Source organism: Clostridium putrefaciens (assembly GCF_900461105.1).
GTDB classification, from domain to species: domain Bacteria; phylum Bacillota; class Clostridia; order Clostridiales; family Clostridiaceae; genus Clostridium_L; species Clostridium_L putrefaciens.
Window position 1 is genome coordinate 1,762,236 of record NZ_UFWZ01000001.1, and the last position, 19,126, is coordinate 1,781,361.

At 29.6% G+C, this 19,126-nt stretch carries 21 protein-coding genes; 1 reads left to right on the forward strand and 20 read right to left on the reverse strand.

Annotated features, from left to right (window positions below; translation table 11 throughout):
* Positions 1-60: 60 nt before the first annotated feature.
* Both dprA and DY168_RS07690 read right to left on the reverse strand, forming a co-directional pair.
* Positions 61-1,125, reverse strand: a complete 1,065-nt coding sequence (dprA, locus tag DY168_RS07685) for a DNA-processing protein DprA (protein WP_115641236.1) — start codon at positions 1,123-1,125, stop codon at positions 61-63.
* Between the two features lie 154 nt (positions 1,126-1,279).
* Positions 1,280-2,824 carry a YifB family Mg chelatase-like AAA ATPase gene (locus tag DY168_RS07690; protein WP_115641237.1) on the reverse strand — a complete coding sequence of 515 codons (1,545 nt, stop codon included), beginning with the start codon at positions 2,822-2,824 and terminating at the stop codon, positions 1,280-1,282.
* Between the two features lie 150 nt (positions 2,825-2,974).
* Between DY168_RS07690 and DY168_RS07695 the strand changes: the two genes are divergently transcribed.
* Positions 2,975-3,349 (forward strand): YraN family protein, encoded by a 375-nt coding sequence (locus DY168_RS07695; RefSeq protein WP_242984084.1) that lies wholly within the window; start codon positions 2,975-2,977, stop codon positions 3,347-3,349.
* On the opposite strand, the gene DY168_RS07700 is transcribed toward DY168_RS07695, so the two are convergent.
* From DY168_RS07700 to DY168_RS07785, 18 genes are all read right to left on the reverse strand, one after another.
* On the reverse strand, positions 3,327-4,157 hold the full coding sequence (locus DY168_RS07700; protein WP_115641239.1) for a ribonuclease HII: 831 nt from the start codon (positions 4,155-4,157) through the stop codon (positions 3,327-3,329). The two genes, DY168_RS07695 and DY168_RS07700, sit on opposite strands and share 23 nt — an antisense overlap.
* Before the next feature lie 16 nt (positions 4,158-4,173).
* Positions 4,174-5,016: a ribosome biogenesis GTPase YlqF gene (gene ylqF, locus DY168_RS07705; protein WP_115641240.1), complete on the reverse strand. Its 843-nt coding sequence runs from the start codon at positions 5,014-5,016 to the stop codon at positions 4,174-4,176.
* 105 nt (positions 5,017-5,121) lie between these two features.
* Entirely contained in the window at positions 5,122-5,466 is a 345-nt protein-coding gene (gene rplS, locus DY168_RS07710; RefSeq protein WP_115641241.1) for a 50S ribosomal protein L19, read from the reverse strand.
* A gap of 134 nt (positions 5,467-5,600) precedes the next feature.
* Positions 5,601-6,320, reverse strand: a complete 720-nt coding sequence (trmD, locus tag DY168_RS07715; protein WP_115641242.1) for a tRNA (guanosine(37)-N1)-methyltransferase TrmD — start codon at positions 6,318-6,320, stop codon at positions 5,601-5,603.
* Entirely contained in the window at positions 6,310-6,807 is a 498-nt protein-coding gene (rimM, locus tag DY168_RS07720; protein WP_115641243.1) for a ribosome maturation factor RimM, read from the reverse strand. The genes trmD and rimM overlap by 11 nt, the downstream gene beginning before the upstream one ends.
* A 69-nt stretch (positions 6,808-6,876) precedes the next feature.
* On the reverse strand, positions 6,877-7,104 hold the full coding sequence (locus DY168_RS07725; protein WP_115641244.1) for a KH domain-containing protein: 228 nt from the start codon (positions 7,102-7,104) through the stop codon (positions 6,877-6,879).
* Positions 7,105-7,160: 56 nt separating this feature from the next.
* A complete protein-coding gene (gene rpsP / locus DY168_RS07730) occupies positions 7,161-7,418 on the reverse strand; it encodes a 30S ribosomal protein S16 (RefSeq protein ID WP_115641245.1) in 258 nt (85 codons plus the stop codon).
* Between the two features lie 34 nt (positions 7,419-7,452).
* Complete coding sequence (gene ffh, locus DY168_RS07735) at positions 7,453-8,802, reverse strand: signal recognition particle protein (protein ID WP_115641246.1); 1,350 nt, start codon at positions 8,800-8,802, stop codon at positions 7,453-7,455.
* A gap of 10 nt (positions 8,803-8,812) precedes the next feature.
* The gene (locus DY168_RS07740; protein ID WP_115641247.1) at positions 8,813-9,169 is read right to left on the reverse strand and encodes a putative DNA-binding protein; all 357 of its coding nucleotides are present in this window, start codon (positions 9,167-9,169) and stop codon (positions 8,813-8,815) included.
* A gap of 79 nt (positions 9,170-9,248) precedes the next feature.
* Positions 9,249-10,157, reverse strand: coding sequence for a signal recognition particle-docking protein FtsY (ftsY, locus tag DY168_RS07745; protein ID WP_115641248.1), 909 nt, complete (start codon positions 10,155-10,157; stop codon positions 9,249-9,251).
* A 15-nt stretch (positions 10,158-10,172) separates the two neighbouring features.
* The gene (smc, locus tag DY168_RS07750; protein ID WP_115641249.1) at positions 10,173-13,730 is read right to left on the reverse strand and encodes a chromosome segregation protein SMC; all 3,558 of its coding nucleotides are present in this window, start codon (positions 13,728-13,730) and stop codon (positions 10,173-10,175) included.
* A 121-nt stretch (positions 13,731-13,851) separates the two neighbouring features.
* Complete coding sequence (locus DY168_RS07755) at positions 13,852-14,907, reverse strand: elongator complex protein 3 (protein WP_115641250.1); 1,056 nt, start codon at positions 14,905-14,907, stop codon at positions 13,852-13,854.
* Positions 14,900-15,604, reverse strand: coding sequence for a ribonuclease III (gene rnc, locus DY168_RS07760; protein ID WP_115641251.1), 705 nt, complete (start codon positions 15,602-15,604; stop codon positions 14,900-14,902). Before rnc ends, DY168_RS07755 begins: the two co-directional genes overlap by 8 nt.
* A gap of 109 nt (positions 15,605-15,713) precedes the next feature.
* The gene (gene acpP, locus DY168_RS07765; RefSeq protein ID WP_115641252.1) at positions 15,714-15,947 is read right to left on the reverse strand and encodes an acyl carrier protein; all 234 of its coding nucleotides are present in this window, start codon (positions 15,945-15,947) and stop codon (positions 15,714-15,716) included.
* Positions 15,948-16,021: 74 nt separating this feature from the next.
* Positions 16,022-17,017 carry a phosphate acyltransferase PlsX gene (gene plsX / locus DY168_RS07770; protein WP_115641253.1) on the reverse strand — a complete coding sequence of 332 codons (996 nt, stop codon included), beginning with the start codon at positions 17,015-17,017 and terminating at the stop codon, positions 16,022-16,024.
* Positions 17,018-17,083: 66 nt separating this feature from the next.
* The gene (gene rpmF / locus DY168_RS07775) at positions 17,084-17,269 is read right to left on the reverse strand and encodes a 50S ribosomal protein L32 (RefSeq protein WP_029453277.1); all 186 of its coding nucleotides are present in this window, start codon (positions 17,267-17,269) and stop codon (positions 17,084-17,086) included.
* A gap of 13 nt (positions 17,270-17,282) precedes the next feature.
* Complete coding sequence (locus DY168_RS07780) at positions 17,283-17,783, reverse strand: YceD family protein (protein WP_115641254.1); 501 nt, start codon at positions 17,781-17,783, stop codon at positions 17,283-17,285.
* A gap of 125 nt (positions 17,784-17,908) precedes the next feature.
* A complete protein-coding gene (locus DY168_RS07785; RefSeq protein ID WP_115641255.1) occupies positions 17,909-19,105 on the reverse strand; it encodes an acetate kinase in 1,197 nt (398 codons plus the stop codon).
* Positions 19,106-19,126 lie beyond the last annotated feature (21 nt).

Genomic DNA, 19,126 nt, shown 5'->3' on the forward strand with positions numbered 1-19,126 from the left:
TTTTATACTATTTCTTATACATATTTATTGTACTTTCTATTTAACTTTATATTATCATATTTAAATCTTCTTAACATAATAGTCTCCTGCTAAACATATTATTTCTTCAGCAAGTTGCATTTCAAATAATAACTCATACAGTACCTTTATGTCAATATTACTTTTGTTAATTATTTCATTTATATGTATGGGCCTATCCTCAATAAACTTCATTAAAAAGCTTTTGTTTAAGTTGATTTTATTATTTTTACCACAATCATTAATCTTTTTATCAATTCCTACTAGCTCTAATATATCATTTATTCCTGTATATATATATGCACCATCTCTTATGATATCATTGCATCCTCTACTTTGCTTCCAGTAATAGCTACCTGGCACAGCCATTACATCTTTACCTTGAAGCAATGCATAATTAGCTGTTATTAATGTTCCACTTCTCTCTGCTGCTTCTACTATTACTACTAATTTACTAAGGCCACTTATTATTCTATTTCTTCTTGGAAAGTTAATCTTATAGGGTGGTGTTCCTGGCATAAATTCAGAAATGACACAACCTCTTTTAGAAATTTCTTCATATAAAGTTTTATTTTCTTTTGGATAAATAAGATCTAATCCACAACCTAATATGGCAGTTGTATAAAGTCCCTCTTTAAGTGATACATTGTGAGCTATGCTATCTATTCCTCTAGCTCCACCACTTATAATATTTATATCATATCCATTTAAGCCTTTAATTATTTGTTTAGTTATTTCCTCTCCGTAATTACTACATTTTCTAGACCCTATTATTGATATGTTGGTAGAGCATTGCACCCTTTTTATTTCTCCTTTGTAAAATAACATAAAAGGAGGTTCCTCTATGTCTTTTAAAAAAGGTGGGTATAAGTCTTCATTATAAAAGCAGTATCTCATATCATTTTTAAATATCATATCATTTAACTCTTCTGTCTTTATATAAATACTTGCTTCTAATTCCGTCCATATATAATTAAGATAATGGTTTTCTTTTTGTCTTTCAATATTGCTATATATATTCTCTACGCTTCCATAAGTCTCTAGCAATAATGTTTTTTTCATATTAGAGATTTTAGCTAAAACAAAATTCAATTCATATTTACCCATATATTTACCTCAAATCTTTTTTTCTAGAGTATAGCCATTAACACTTAAAGTTATAACAACTTTTTATAACTTTAAATAAATAATCTCTAATATACAATTGTATATTAGAGATTATTTTAACTTTTAAACATATAATACTAGTTTTTTATTAGGTCTAAATTATATCTTTAAGAAATCGTCTATACTGTATTGATTCTATAATATCATTTTTAGTTATATCTTTGTTTCCATTTAAATCTGCTATAGTTCTTGAAATCTTTAATATCTTATAATATCCTCTAGTGCTTAATCCATACTTTTCATAAATAGTCTTTAATATTTCACTAGAATCTTCATCTAATTTACAATATTCTTTAATATATTCTTTATTCATCTCAGAATTACATTTTATATTTCTATTTTTAAATCTATGAGTTTGTATTTCTCTTGCCTTAGCAACCCTTGCTTTTATGTCTTTAGAACTTTTTAAAGTTTCAGATCTATTATTTTTGTTTATATCATCATACTTTAAAGAAGGTACAAAAGAGAATAAATCTATTCTATCAAGCAAAGGCCCTGATAACTTTTGAAGATACCTTTTTCTTTCAGCTTCAGTACAAGTACATTGTTTAACTTCTGAGTGAGAAAGGTAAAATCCACATGGACATGGATTTAAGCTTCCTATGAATATAAATTTAGAAGGATAATCTATAGATCCTGTAAGTCTTGTTATAGTTACGTTTCCATCTTCTAATGGTTGCCTTAATAGCTCTAGCGTACCTCTATTAAATTCCAAAACTTCATCTAAGAAGAGAACTCCATTATGTGCAAGGGTTATCTCCCCCACCTTAAGGTCTCTTCCGCCACCTATTAATGCTGTTTTCGTTATACTGTGATGAGGATTTCTAAAGGGTCTTGATTTTATAAGACCTTGATGTTTATGAAGATTTCCTGACACACTGTATATTTTAGTTACTTCTACAGATTCATCATATGTTAACCCTGGAAGAATACATGGCATCCTTTTAGCTAGCATTGTTTTTCCTGACCCTGGTGGTCCATATAGTATCAGATTATGAAATCCTGCAGCGGCAACTTCCAATACTCGTTTTACACTTTCTTGTCCTACCACATCATCAAAATCATATTCTAATGGTTTTATACTGTTTTCTTCTTTTTCATCAGAACATCTTTTATATGGTAGCATATCTTTATATGTTAGGAAATGTATAACTTCTTTTAAATTTTTAAATGGAAAGGCTCTTATATCTTTACTTATCATACACTCATTAATATTTTCATAAGGCATAACAAAATCCTTTATTCCATTATTCATAGCTTCTAATATTATAGGAAGAATTCCTTTTACAGGTCTTAATTCACCGTTTAGAGAAAGTTCGCCCATAAACACAAATTCTTCTATACCTTCATATATTATCTGAGAACTTGCTAATAATATACCTAAGGCTATAGGCAAATCAAACACTGCCCCCTCTTTTTTTATGCTAGCCGGAGCAAGATTTACTGTTATTCTACCTACAGGAAAATCATATCCAGAGTTTATAATGGAAGTCCTTACCCTATCCTTAGATTCTTTTATAGCAGTATCCCCAAGTCCTACAATGTTAAATGTTGGTAGCCCATATGAAATATCTACCTCTACATCTACTAAAAATCCTTTAATGCCTGTATAGGCAGCACTATAAATTTTAATAGCCATAATTAAAAATCACCTCTAGTTAATTATTGACCATTATGTATATTTTTATAATTAGTGCTAATACTATTTTATAAGTTTTATGTGTTTTTGTATCATTTTATTTATAATACACCTTTTAACTAGTAAATAATAAATTATATAAAGAATAGGGTGATAATTTTGAAATCACAAAAAAAGGCCTTAGGATATCATGGTGAATCCTTAGCCCTAAACCATTTAATACTTCAAGGATATGAGATTATAGAAGCAAATTTCTTTTGTAAATTAGGTGAGATTGATATAATTGCAAGGGATAATAAATACATCTGCTTCGTAGAGGTTAAGACTAGGTATGGACCACATATATGCACAGCATTAGAATCCATAACCTATTCTAAAACTCAAAAAATAAAAAAAGCAGCTAAATTTTATATTCAACAAAATAATTTACATAAAAACTTTTTTAGATTTGATGCTATAGAAATATTATTAAATGAATATAGCACCCCAAAAATAAACCTCATTAAAGATGCTTTTCGCCTATAATGTTATTTAAAAAGCTTACTCTGTGTATTGAAGTTGCACCATACTTTTCTATAGCTTCAATATGTTTTCTTGTTCCATATCCTACATTGTGATCAAAATCATAATGCGGATAAATTTCAGCTTGTTCTTTCATTAAGTTATCTCTATAAACCTTTGCTATTATAGATGCTGCAGCTATGCTAGCGCTCTTTGCATCCCCTTTTATAACTGCTATATTAGGTGATTCAAATCCTTTTATAGTGTACCCATCAGATAAAATTAAATTTGGCTTTATATCTAAGCTATATACTGCCTTTTTAAATACTTCATTATTACAAAACCCAATACCTTTTTCATCAATATCGCTATTGCTGCAAAAAGATATTGAATAAGCTAATGCTTTTGATTTTATTATATTGCTAAGATGTTCTCTTTTCGCTTCAGTTAGCTTTTTAGAATCATTTAGATATAAAATCATATCTTTATTAATCACATCTAAATCCAATATAACAGCAGCAGAAACTATAGGGCCCGCAAGCGGTCCCCTTCCTACCTCATCTACCCCTGCAATTAGCTTAAAGTCTTCAAAACCCTTATCAAACATATATAGCTTTTCAATTCTCTTCAATTCCTTATTATAGTTTTCATAACCTCTCATAAAACGTATTGCTAAATTTTGAATTGATTTTCTATTATCTAATTCAAGTTTTTTATTTATGAAATCTACATCTTCTCTTTGTAGATTATAGAAATTAAGTGAATTTACATAACCTTTTAAAATATCTACAGACAAACCTTGAAAATTTTCATTGATCAAAATGTCTTTCAAAATATTCTCTCCTTAATTAAGGTGTCTCAAGAGATATCTTCCCTATCTTCCCACCTCTAAATTCATCTAATAACATTATTGCGATTCTATTATAATCAACACCACCACCAGCTATTATAGCGCCTCTTTTTTTACCTATAGATTCCATTATCTCTAAAGAGGTTCCTTCTAGTGTATCTAATTTATATCTATTCTTAAGGTTATTAGGATTTGTAATAACTAATCTTTCAATAAGTCTTAGTGCAAGCTCCTCTACGTCCATTATTTCATCTTTAATAGAACCTGTAAACGCTAAGTTTAAAGCAACGTCTTCATCTTCAAATTTAGGCCATAATATACCTGGGGTATCCATAAGTTCTACTCCTAAAGAAGTCTTTATCCATTGCTTATTTTTTGTAACACCAGGTTTATCCCCTACCCTAGCTATATTGTTTTTAGCCATCTTGTTTATAAATGAGGATTTACCAACGTTTGGTATCCCAACTACCATAGCTCTCCATACAATACTTTTAAGCCCCTTACTTTTCATTCTATCTTCTTTTTCCTTCAAAAGTTCTGATATAGCAGGCTTTATATTTTTAATACCGTCACCCGTTAAACTATTTACTTCTAATAGCTTAATTTTATCTGAAGATAAAGTTTTAATCCAATCTTTCGTAACCTTTCCTTCACTTAAATCAGACTTATTTAATAAAATAATTCTAGGCTTATTTTCACAAATTTCATTTACCTCTGGATTACTACTAGATTTAACTATCCTAGCATCTCTTATTTCTATAACTAAATCCACTAATTTTAAATTTTCTTTTATTTGTCTTCTGGTTCTTACCATATGACCTGGAAACCAATTTATTGCCATTAAGTTCACTTCCCTTCATTTTAAAAAAACATATATTTTTAAATAACAAAAATGGGACTATAAAAGTCCCTTTTGCTATAAAATAATTTATGTAACTATTATATATTATTTACGTTCTCTAACCTTAGCAGCCTTACCAACTCTATCTCTTAAGTAGAATAATTTAGCTCTTCTGATTTTACCTTTTCTTATTACTTCTATTTTTTCAACTATTGGAGCATTTAAAGGAAATGTTCTTTCTACCCCTACACCTGAAGCTAGTCTTCTTACAGTGAATGTTTCTCTTACTCCACCGTTTTGTCTCTTAAGAACAGTACCTTCGAAAATTTGTATTCTTTCTCTAGTTCCTTCTTTTATTCTTACGTGTACCTTAATTGTATCACCTACGTTAAAGTTTGGTAGGTCACTTCTTAGTTGTTCTGCTTCAATAGCTCTTATTAATTCATTCATTGTGTATTCCTCCTTAAACTAATTTAACGTTCTTGCCAGTATCTCTGACAGAGGACCGTTCGTACTAACACATTTGATATTTTATCACATATTCTAGGCAAATTCAATGTTTTCTTGTAACTTATTAATATATTTTATAACTTATCAATATTTTTTAATAATTTTATATCTTCTTTGCTAAGAGAAAACTTTTTAAAAAGGTCCAACCGATTTTTTTTAGTTAATAAAAGAGACATGGTTTTTCTCCATTTCCTTATGTTCTCATGATGACCGGAAATAAGTACTTCTGGTACCCTTTCACCATTAAAAACTTCAGGTCTTGTGTACTGAGGATACTCTAGAAGCCCATTATAAAAAGATTCATCTTCATAGCTGCTACTGCTAGATAATACCCCTGGCACCAGTCTACATATGCTATCTATTACTGGTATAGCAGCCATTTCACCACCGGTAAGTATAAAGTCCCCTAAAGATATTTCCTCATCAATGTAATTATAAACTCTCTCATCTATCCCCTCATAATGTCCACATAAAAAGATAATATTTTCTTCCTTTGATAAATCATTGGCCTTAGATTGTGTAAAAGTTGTACCTTTAGGCCCTAAAAATATTACCCTGCCTCCATTGTTTTCTTTAACATGCTTTATGCAATCAACAATGGGTTGCGGAGACATGACCATACCAGCTCCACCGCCATAAGGATAATCATCTACCTTCTTGTGCTTATTTTCTGTAAAGTCCCTTATATTAAAGCAATTTATATCTATAATTCCCTTTTCTCTAGCTTTGGCTAATATACTATGATTGAATACACTAAACATCTCTGGAAACAATGTTAGGATATCAATCTTCATATTGCCACTCCTTTATAGGTCTTATAATAATCTTATGAGAATCTATATCTACATCAAGTACTATATCTTTTAAGGCTGGTATCAAAACCTCTTTTTCATCTTTAATCCAATATACATCATTGCTACCTGTTTTAATTACATCATATATCTTTCCTATTTTGTTTTCTAATGTATCATATACTGTACAGGATAATAAGTCTGTCACAAAATAACTGTCTTTTGGAAGTCTAACTGCTTCTTCCCTTTTTATTTGGATATATTTATTTCTTAAACTTTCTGCACCTTCCATAGTATCAATACCTTCTATTTTAAGTATAACCCTATCAACTTGCATCTTACACCAAACTATAGTTTTCTCATTTCCATCTACATATACATTTTTCAATTTCCTAAATCTCTTCATATCATCTGTTAGAGGAATTACTTTAACTTCCCCTTTTACCCCATGAGGTTTACTTATTTGACCTACGGATAAATAATCTTCCACATATTCACCACCAAACGTAATTTAATCAAAAAGAGCTAGGAATAACCCTAACTCTGCCTTGAAAATATCTTATATAATTTCAACAATTACTCTTTTATTTTCTTTAATTGCTGCGGCTTTTACAACGGTTCTTATAGCTTTTGCTATGCGACCTTGTTTCCCTATAACTTTTCCCATATCACCTTCGGCAACTTTTAATTCTAAAATTATAGATTGCTCTCCAGTTACTTCACTTACTTGTACCATCTCAGGATTATCAACTAATGATTTAGCTATTATTTCAACTAATTCTTTCATAAAGATTCTGCTATAAGACCTTATAAAAACCTTAAGCAGAAATCACCTCCCAAGTATTACTTTGAAAGTTTATCGTTTATTCCAGCCTTTACAAAAAGCTTTTTAACTGTATCTGATGGTTGTGCTCCATTACTTATCCATTTAGCTGCCTTTTCTTCATCAATTTTGATTACTTTTGGCTCTGATATTGGATTGTAATATCCTATTTCTTCTATAAACTTTCCATCTCTTGGGCTTCTTGAATCAGCTACTACAACTCTATAAAAAGGAGTCTTCTTAGCGCCCATTCTTTTAAGTCTTATCTTTACTGCCATTATTTTTCACCTCCTTCAAATCGTATAATTTATATTAAACAAATGGGAAATTTCCAAAAGGACCTTTTTTCATTCCCTTTTTCATACCCTTCATTTGCTTAGTCATCTTTTTCATGCTTTCAAAACTTTTTATTATTTTATTAACTTCTTGAACAGTAACTCCAGATCCATTAGCTATACGCCTTTTTCTAGATTGAGCACTTAATAAGTTAGGATTTCTTCTTTCCTTTAAGGTCATGGATTTTATTATAGCTTCCATCTTAGCCATTTCTTTCTCACCTTGATTAAAGTCTACTCCTTGTAATTCTTTTGAATTACCCCCTGGTATCATATCCATTATTTTATTTAAAGGTCCAAGTTTCTTCATCTGACTCATAGCCGTCAAAAAGTCCTCAAAGTTAAATCCTTGATTTAATATTTTATTTCCAAGTTCCTTTGCCTCTTTTTCATCTATAGACTGTTGTGCTTTTTCTATAAGTGATAACATATCACCCATTCCTAATATTCTTGAAGCCATTCGATCAGGATGAAATACTTCGATATCATTCATCTTTTCGCCTATGCCTACAAACTTAATGGGTTTTTTAGTTATTTCTCTAATAGATAAAGCTGCTCCCCCTCTAGTATCTCCGTCAAGTTTAGTTAAAACTATTCCAGAAACTCCTAGTTTGTCATTAAATGATTCAGAAACATTTACTGCATCTTGCCCAGTCATAGCATCTACTACAAGTAGTATTTCAGACGGATTTATTGCAGCTTTTATACAATCAAGCTCCTCCATTAAATTTTCATCTATATGAAGCCTTCCTGCAGTATCTATTATAATTACATTATTCCCGTTATCTTTGGCAAAGTTTAAGGATGCCTTTGCTATATCTACAGGGCTTATTTTATCTCCCATAGAAAATACAGGAACATCTATTTGCTTACCTACAGTTTGTAATTGTTTGATTGCAGCTGGTCTATATATATCTGCTGCTACTAGCAATGGTTTTTTATTCTTTTTTCTAAAATGAAGGGCAAGTTTGCCTCCCATGGTGGTCTTACCAGCTCCTTGTAATCCTACAAGCATTATAACTGTAAGTCCAGTATCAGAATGATTTATCTTACTTTCTTCCTCACCCATAAGTTTAGTTAACTCATCATTAACTATTTTTATAACTTGCTGGGCAGGTGTTAGACTCTCTAAAACTTCTGACCCCAAACATTTTTCGCTTACAGAACTTACAAAGCTTTTAACCACTTTATAATTTACATCTGCCTCTAAAAGAGCAAGTTTAACCTCTCTCATGGCTTCCTTTATATCTTTTTCTGAAAGCTTCCCTTTTCCCTTTAACTTCTTAAAAGTTTCTTGAAGTTTGGATGTTAATCCTTCAAAAGCCATTCTAATCCTCCTAAATATTAATATCCTTTAAAAGGATACCTTTTATATTATTAATTTCAATATAACTCTCTTCAGTAGAATCAAAATTCTTCTCCACTTTATCTAACTTAATGCATATTTCTTTAATATTTTCTGATAGTTCCAAGCTCTTTTCTAATAATCTCAATTTAGACTCATAGTTCATAAGTAATTTATAACATGTCTTAATCGTATCATATATAGCTTGACGACTAGTTTCATTTATTTCTGCAATCTCTACTAATGAAAGATCTTCATTGTAATACAAATTCATTATATTTAATTGTTTTTCAGTTAAAAGTTCACCATAAAAATCAAATAATAGTGAGATAGTAAATCTATCTTCCATTTATATCACCTAACCTACAAAAAAATTATAACAAAATGTATTTGTGTTGTCAAGCATTTTTACTTAACAGTTTTATATTTTAAAATAAAGCTTCTGCAAAGGCTTCTGCATTAAATTCTTGAAGATCATCAATTCCTTCTCCAACCCCTATATATTTAACAGGTATTTTAAGCTCCCTTTTTATAGATATCACTACGCCACCTTTAGCGGTTCCATCAAGCTTAGTTAATATTATTCCGTCCAAAGGACTAGCCTCCATAAATTGTTTTGCCTGTATTATTGCATTTTGACCTGTGGTTCCATCTAACACTAGCAATGTTTGTTTTTCTGCTTCACTAAACTCTCTATCTATTATTCTATTAATTTTAGAAAGTTCATCCATCAAGTTTTTCTTATTATGAAGCCTCCCTGCAGTATCGCAAATTAATACATCTGCTTTTCTAGCTTTTGATGCTTGAATAGCATCGTAAACTACTGCCGCAGGGTCAGATCCTTCTTTATGTTTTATTAGGTCTACGTTAGCTCTGCTACTCCAAACTTCTAATTGGTCTATAGCCGCTGCCCTAAAGGTGTCAGCTGCAGCAAGAACAACCTTTTTCCCATTACTTTTGTAATTTAGAGCAAGCTTTCCAATAGAAGTAGTTTTTCCAACACCATTTACACCTATAACTAAAATAACTTTAGGAAATACCTTGTTATCTATAGGATCTTCATCCACCATTAATTCCTTTATAATCTGTTTTAAACAAGGTTTTATAAGCTCAGGATCATTAATTCTTTCTTCTCTAATTTTCACCTTTAACCTATTTATAATATCTATAGAAGTATCTACCCCTATATCTGAGGTTATTAAAACTTCTTCTAATTCCTCATATAACTCTTCATCTATTGTTACAGCCAAATTTAACATATCGTTAACTTTATCTGTAAGTGTATCCCTAGTTTTACTTAATCCAGATTTTAATTTTTCAAAAAGACCTCCAAACATCTTTCTCCTCCTTAATTATTTACTTAAATCTACTGATACTATCTTAGATATACCTTTTTCCTCCATCGTCACCCCATAAAGCATATCAGCTGACTCCATAGTTCCTTTTCTATGAGTTATTACTATGAACTGTATATCATATGAAAACTTTTTTAAGAATTCAGCATACTTATAAACATTTGCATCATCTAATGCCGCCTCAATTTCATCTAATATACAAAATGGTGTAGGTTTCATCTTTAATATTGCAAAAAGTAACGCTATTGCAGAAAGTACCTTTTCTCCACCTGACATAAGATTTATATTTTGAAGCTTCTTACCTGGTGGCTGTACATTTATATCTATATTAGCAGTAAGCTCATCACCATCACCTAATATAAGTGCTGCATTTCCACCTTTAAATAATTCTTTAAAAGTATTATTAAAGTTTTCATTTAAAACCTTAAGATTAGCTGAAAAAACATTTTTCATTTTACTTGTCATATCATCAATAACTTTTTTTAGCTCAATTCGAGCGTTATTTAAATCTTCCTTTTGACCATTCATAAATGTATACTTTTCTTTTATATCTTTGTATTCATCAATAGATCCAAGGTTTATGGTACCTAGCTTAGATATTTCTTTTTTTATAGCTAGAACTTCTTCTTTTGCAAAGTCTTCATCTTCAATTTCTTTAGCTATATCTAATGCTTCAACAAAGCTAATATTAAATTCATTATTTAATCCTACATATAAGTTTTCTTTTTCTATGTCTATTCTAGTTTTATTTATATTAACTTTATTCTTTTCCTCTTCTTTTTTTTGTATAAATAATTGAAATTGTTCTCTTCTACTTTTTAGGTTAGTAATATTAGATTTAATTTTTATATTTTCTATCTCATAACTTTGGAAAGCTTTATCTAAATTCTCTATTATAAATTTATTTTCTACTATCTTTTTAGTTAAGTTTTTAATATCGTCCTCTGATTTTACAATAGTTTGTTGTTTAAGTAGTATACACTCCTTTTTTTCTAATATTTCTGATTTTAGTTCATCTAAGTTCCTGTATACTCTTTCTACTTCTTTTAGTATATTTACTATAAATTCATCAACTTTAGCTTTTTTAACTTTTAAATCTAAGATATATTCTTTTTTAACATTCGATCCTTGTTCTTTGTTTATTATCTCTTTTTCTAGAAAACTTATTCTATCCCCACATTGCTTTTCTTTTTTATCTAAACTAAGTATTTGTTTAATATCTGCTTCCAGTTCTTTGGTTTTAATATCTATATTCTCTTCTATTAAAACTATTTCTTGTTTAGATGTGAGTATATTTTTAGTTAACCTTTCTTTTTCAGAATCTATAACTAAAATCTTTTCATCTATTTTAGCTACCTCTATGTTATTCCAATGAATATTTTCTCTTAATTTAATATAATTTTCTTCTAGGGTTTTAAATTCCTCTTTGCATCTCTCTAATTCCTCATTTGCCTTTTCCAAATCTTTATTAAATTCTAATATTTCTAGTTTTAACTTTTCAATTTCATCTTTTCTACCTATTATATTAGTATTTTTATAATACAAACTTCCACCAGTAAGTGCTCCTCCAGTATTTATAACCTCTCCTTGAAGTGTAACTATTTTATTTTTATAATTTATTCTTTTTGCTATTGCTAAAGCACTTTTCATATCTTCTGATATAATAGTTCTTCCTAAAATATATTCTATAGCATTTTTAAATTTATCATCAAAATCAATAATTTCACTTGCAATTCCTATATATCCTTTTATAGATGTTACTTCTTTATCTAAATAAATACTCTTTCCTTGTATTATATTTAATGGTAAGAATGTGGCCCTACCTAAATTATTATTTTTAAGATATTCTATTAAATATTTTGCTTCATTTTCAGTATTAGTTACCATATTAGACATCCCAGCACCTAAAGCTATCTCTATCGCAGATTGATAGTTAGGATTTGTCTTTATTATATCTCCTAATACCCAAAAGTTATCAACATAACCATGTATATCGCCCTTTTTCATACGTATCATTAACGCCTTAACGGATTTATTATATCCTTCATAATTACTTTCTAAATTTATAAGTGCATTTTTATTTGCCTCTAATTTATTAATATTTTTATGAATATCTCTTAATTTGATTTCATTATTGTTTAAAGTATTTTTTACAAAAAGTACTTTATTTCTATTATCTCTTATAGATATTTCTAATTTTTCTGTACCATCTACAAGATTTTCTTTTTCGCTAGTTATCCTAAGACCTGTACATCTATTTATTTTTAAAAGTTCATTATATTCTTCACAATAATCATGAAGTTGCTGCATCTTTTCTTTTAAAGAATTAATCTCTATTTCAACTTTAGATTTGTTATTCCTAAGTTTTGATTGACTTGTTAGTATTTCAATAGCATCTTTTCTTAAATTAGAAACTTGTAATTTAAAATTAGACAACTCACTATTACATAAGTTACTCTCTTCTTCTAACATGCCTATTTCACATTTTAATCTTTTTTCGTAATCTTTATTTTCTTTTAAAGATTTTTCATTTTCTACCTTTTCCTTTTTAAAATCTTCTATCTTCTTATCTAAGCCTTTTATATTTTCTTCATTTACTTCTATAGTCATCTTTGAATTCTCTAAACGCTCTTTAGTAATTCCTATTTCAGCTTGAAGAGACTGAATTACTTCCTTTAATTTATAATATTCTTCTTCTTTATGTTTATTTTTTATAGCAGACTCTTCTAGCAAAGATTCATTTTTTATTAAATCTTCCTTTATAGAATTTTCATCCTTTTTTAATTCACTTAAGCTTTTTTCTATTCTATCTAAATTAATATTTTGATTTAGAATCTTTTTTTCTATAGATGCTATTCTTTTTACTATTAAAGATACCTCTAAGTCTTTAAGTTTAGATGATAATTGAAGGAATTCTTTTGCCTTTTCATTATCAATTCTTAAAGGTTCTAGTCTTTCTTCATAAGTAATTAATATATCATTTATCCTTATTAAGTTTTGTTCTGTTGAATCAATTTTCTTTTGAGCCTCATCTCTTCGAGTTTTAAACTTTACTATTCCTGCTGCTTCTTCTAAAAGTGATCTTCTATCTTCTGCCTTTCCACTTAGTATAGCATCAATTTTACCTTGTCCTATTATGGAATATCCTTCTTTCCCAATTCCTGTATCCATAAATAACCCATGTATATCTTTTAACCTACAGGATATGTTATTTATGAAATATTCACTTTCACCAGATCTATAAAGCCTTCTACCTATTGTAACATCCATGTATTCTATAGGTAATTCCCCTTTAGAATTGTCAAGAGTTAAGGAAACTTGTGCTAAACCAACAGACTTTCTAAATTCAGTTCCAGAGAATATAACATCCTCCATTTTTCCCCCTCTTAAGCTTTTTACACTTTGTTCTCCAAGTACCCACCTTATTGCATCTGATATATTACTTTTACCGCTTCCGTTTGGTCCAACGACTCCAGTAATACCTTTTTTAAATTTTAGTTCTATCTTATCTGCAAAGGATTTAAATCCCTTTATCTCAATAGATTTTAAAAACATACGCCCACTCCCTTAGCTAGTTAAATGCTACTGGCAATAGTCCAATCAAAAATATCAAGATTATCATTCCTAATAAAAATTTTCCTATCTTTTCTCTAGTTTTAATTTTCATATTAGCCTCCTATTTTTTTATAATAGAATATAAATTTAGGACCTTTTTATTTTCATAAAATTCTATTATAAAATCTCCTCGTTTTAAATCATCATTTACTTTTATAATAATAGATTTTGATTCAATTCTATCTTTCATTTTGTTAAAATACACCTTTTTATTAGCATAAAGTTTAGATAAATCTTTATTTGGTACTTGTATTGTCACCTCTGATTTAACTTCTTTTATAATTTCATATATAATATCATTCCATATATCACTCTCCACTAATTCTCTAAATGCAGGGTGAAATGGACCTGCTACAATATCTTTACCCTTATTTATATTTTCTGTAGGTTGAAGTCCTATCCTTATAACATTTATATCATTTTCTATAAGCATCATATAAATTGTTTTAGATACCTCTATTGCCTCTTCTAATGTATATGGTTTATACACTCCTTTATTGTACATAAGTTCCATAGGAGTGTCTTTAATTACAAGAGAGGGGTATATCCTGCAAATGTCAGGTCCCATATCTATAATCTTTTTAGTAGTTTCTATATCCTTTTTAAAATTATCCGTAGGCAATCCTAACATTATTTGATGTCCTAATGTAAATCCATAATCTTTTATAAGTTTAGAAGCTTTAATAGCATCTTCTTCACTATGGCCTCTTCCCGAACCTTTTAAGACTTCTGCATCTAAAGATTGTATACCAAGTTCAATTATATCTACAGAGTAATCTTTTAATGTATTTAATATTTCTACATCTATATAATCCGGCCTAGTTGATAGTCTTATTTTAGATATAAGTTTAGATTCCTTATATTTTTTTGCTACACTTAAAAGTTCCCTTTGTTTTTCTACAGGTATTGCTGTAAAAGTTCCTCCAAAAAACGACACCTCTATAGTAGCCTCTTTGTTATTTATAGTTAATAGATATTCATCTATAGTATTCTTTACCAACTCCGCATTTACCTTTTCTTGTTCCCCAGTTATCTTATCTTGGTTGCAAAATACGCAGTTATGTGGACATCCTTCATGAGGAACAAATATAGGTATAATATAATAATCTTTACTCATGTATTTCCTCCAATTTTAATAATGCTTCTTTAGCAGAGCTTTGTTCTGATTCCTTCTTACTATATCCATCGCCTTCACCCATGACCTTATTATTAATTACTACCTTAGTATAAAACTTTCGTCTATGAGGAGGTCCTTCATATTTTACTAGTTCATAATCAATTTCAATTTCTCCATCCTTTTGAAGTTTTTCTTGAAGAGCAGTTTTATAATCTAGTACTATTTCTTGATTAATTGCCTTATTTATAATTTCTTCAAAGTTCTTTAGTATAAAGTCTGTAACGTAATCTATACCCTTATCTAAGTATACTGCTGCTATTACAGCTTCTACGCAATCTGCTTGGATTGAAACTCTATCACGCCCACCTGTAAGCTCTTCCCCGCGACTCATACGCATGTGCCTCCCAATGCCCCACATTAATGCAATTTCATATAAAGAGTTCTCACATACAATAAGTGACCTTAGCTTTGTTAAATCACCTTCGCTTTTTTGCTTATAATTATTAAAAAGGTATTCTGTTATGCATAATTGAAGCACAGAATCACCTAAAAATTCTAATCTTTCATTGTATTCTACGTTCTTGAACTGATTAGCATAGGAACTATGCGTTATAGCTGTTAATAAATATTCTTTGTGGTTAAATATTGTATCGATTTGATTTTCTATGTTTTTTATGTTTTCAATGTAATTTTTCATTTTTCCAACTCCTTAAAGAAGTTTATTCTTCAATCTACTAATTCTTTGCAAACTCAAGAATAAACTTTATTTTTTTGATAAATAAAGCCCCGATATACGGGACTCTACACTATTCTTCAATATGCTCTTTTATATAATCAACCACATCTTTAACTGTAACCATCTTTTCTGCATCTTCATCTGCCATCTCTAAGTCAAATTCATCTTCAAGTGCCATTATAAGTTCAACTATATCAAGAGAATCTGCTCCCAAATCTTCTATAAAAGATGATTCCATATTAATCTCATTCTCGTTAACACTTAATTTATCAGCTATAATTGCTTTTATCTGTTCAAATGTCATATTATCACCTCCTAACGAAATTCTATAATTAGATAATATTACATATACTATTCATCGTCAATAGAAAGAACTTATTATTGCAAACTTTCTATTTCATCACTTATTTTTTCTATAATCTTATTATCGTAAAATATAATAGCTTGCTTTATAGCATTCTTAAATGCTTTTCCATCCGAGCTTCCATGGGCTTTTATGCATATACCCTTTACACCTATGAACGCTGCTCCACCATATTCCTTATAATCAAATTTAGTTTTAAATCTTTTGAATACAGGCTTTAATAAAAGTCCGCCAATTTTAGTTCTTGTAGAACTCATTATTTCAGATTTTAAAACATCAAATATACTAGAAGATACACCTTCATACATCTTTAAAATTGTGTTTCCAACAAACCCATCGCATACCACTATATCTGTATTTCCTAGTGGAACGTCTCTAGGTTCTATATTTCCTATGAAATTAATAGATTCATTTTTAAGTAACTTGTAAGTAGCCTTAGTTAATTCATTTCCTTTTTCCTCTTCCTCACCTATATTAACTAATCCTATAGACGGATTATTAATACCCAAAACATTTTCAAAATATATTTTCCCCATATGGGCAAACTGAACAAGATTATTAGGTTTACAATCTACATTAGCTCCACAATCTACCACCATAAACTTTCCATTTTTACCTGGCATTATAGGGGCAAGAGCTGGTCTATCAATACCATTAATACGTCCTACTATAAAAAGAGATCCCGCCATAAAGGCCCCCGTGCTACCCGCAGAAATTATAGCATCCGCTTCATTGTTTTTCACTAAATTTAATGCTTTAACCAAACTAGAATCCTTTTTTCTTCTTATTGCCATTACAGGATGCTCATTAGTGTCTATTACCTCTGTTGCATCAACAACGATAATTTTACTTTTATCATATTCGTATTTAGACAGTTCTTTATTTATTTCTTCTTGTTTTCCTGTAATTATTATCTGTAAGTCTTCGAATTCTTTCAAAGCTTGAATTGAGCCTTCTACAACTATTCTTGGAGAATTATCTCCACCCATTCCATCTACAGCAACTTTCACGGTTAACACGCCCCTTTTAAATTCAGATATAAAGAAAAGAAAGCCCTAAGACTTTCCTTTCCCACATTATTTTGCTTCAGTAGCAACTATTTCTTTTCCCTTGTAAAAACCACAGTTCTTACATACTCTATGTCCAAGTTTCATTTCATGGCATTGTGGACATTCAACAATTCCTGGCGCACTTAATTTAAAAGTTTGCGCTCTCCTTGAGTCTCTTCTACCTTTAGAAAATTTTCTCGCTGGATTTCCCATTTATAACACCTCCTTAATCATCTGAAAACAGTTGTTTTAACTTTGCCAATCTTGGATCAATAATATCTTTATCACAATCACAATTTTGATTGTTTAAATTAGTCCCACAATTTTGGCAAAGACCTTTGCAATCTTCACTACAAAGTTTCTTCATAGGCAATGTTAATATTATACTGTTTTCTACGACTTCAGTAATATCTAAATTATCATTATTTAAAATGATTATATTCTCATCCTCTATTTCTTCATCAAAAGAAAATTTTTCATTCAAATTTAAATTTAGAGGATAATTAAACTTTTCAAGACATCTAGAACATGTAAGTTCTAATTCTGTTTCAACCTTAGCTATTAGAGTTATTACATCCCCACTAGAACTTATATCTCCACTTACTGCTATAGGTCTTACAAAACTTATATCTTCTCCGTCATAACTTATTGTATCTTTATTATAAATAAAAGATACTTCTTTCTTAAAAGACTTGCCTTTGTTTAATTCTATAATTTCTACACTCATAGTTTTAACTTTGAAAGATTACTATAATACTTTAAATCTTTCACTTCTCTCCTTAGTAATTATATTTTGCTTATAACCACAATTTATTATATAAACTTGCCTATTAAAAGTCAAGATATTTCTTACTATTTGTTCAAAAGTTCTTTTGTATCTCTTGCTATCATAAGTTCTTCGTTAGTAGGTATAAGAAAAACTTTAACTTTTGAATCTGCTGAACTTATTTCAGTAACTTTACCTCTTACATTGTTTTTCTCTTTATCTATTTTAACTCCTAAGAATTGTAATCCATCACATATTGATTGTCTTGTTTCTGGTGAGTTTTCACCAAGACCTGCAGTAAATACAAGACAATCAAGTCCATTAATTGATGCTGCATAAGATCCTATTGTTTGCTTAACTCTATAATTAAATACATCTAATGCTAAAACTGCTCTTTCACTACCTTCGCCCACTGCATTTTCAATATCTCTAAAGTCACTGCTTACTCCTGATAATCCTAGAACTCCTGATTTTTTATTTAATATATTGTTAGTTTCTTCTACAGAATAACCAACTTCCTTTATTAAATATGTAACTATTGCAGGGTCTATATCTCCACATCTTGTACCCATGACTATACCTGCAAGTGGAGTGAATCCCATGCTTGTATCAACACATACGCCCTCATTGATAGCTGCAATACTAGCTCCATTACCTAAGTGACAAGTTATCATTTTTATATCTTTTAAATCTTTGTTCATACATTCTGCTGCTACTGCTGAAACATACTTATGTGATGTTCCGTGGAATCCATATTTTCTGATTTTATTCTCTTTATATAGCTCGTATGGCAATGCATACATATATGCTTTTTGAGGCATAGTTTGGTGGAACGCAGTATCAAATACCACTACCATAGGAGTTTGTGGCATAAGTTCCTTACATGCGTTTATTCCAATTATATTTGGTGGGTTATGAAGTGGTGCAAGTTTTGAGCACTCTTCAAGTTCTTTCATAACTGTTTCATCGATAATTACTGACTTAGAATAGTTTTCTCCGCCATGAACAACTCTATGACCTACAGCATTGATTTCATCCATGCTGCTTATAACTCCACTTTCTTTGTTAACTAGTGTATTTAGCACTATACTAATTGCAACTTTATGGTCATTCATAGGCTCTTTAACAATATACTTCTCTCTACCCTCTACCTTTTGTGTTAATATTGATCCCTCAATACCTATTCTTTCAACTAATCCTTGAGCTAAAGATTCCTCATTTGTCATATCAATTAGTTGATATTTTAATGATGAACTTCCACAATTAATAACTAATACTTTCATTTAATTTTCCCCTTTCGTTTT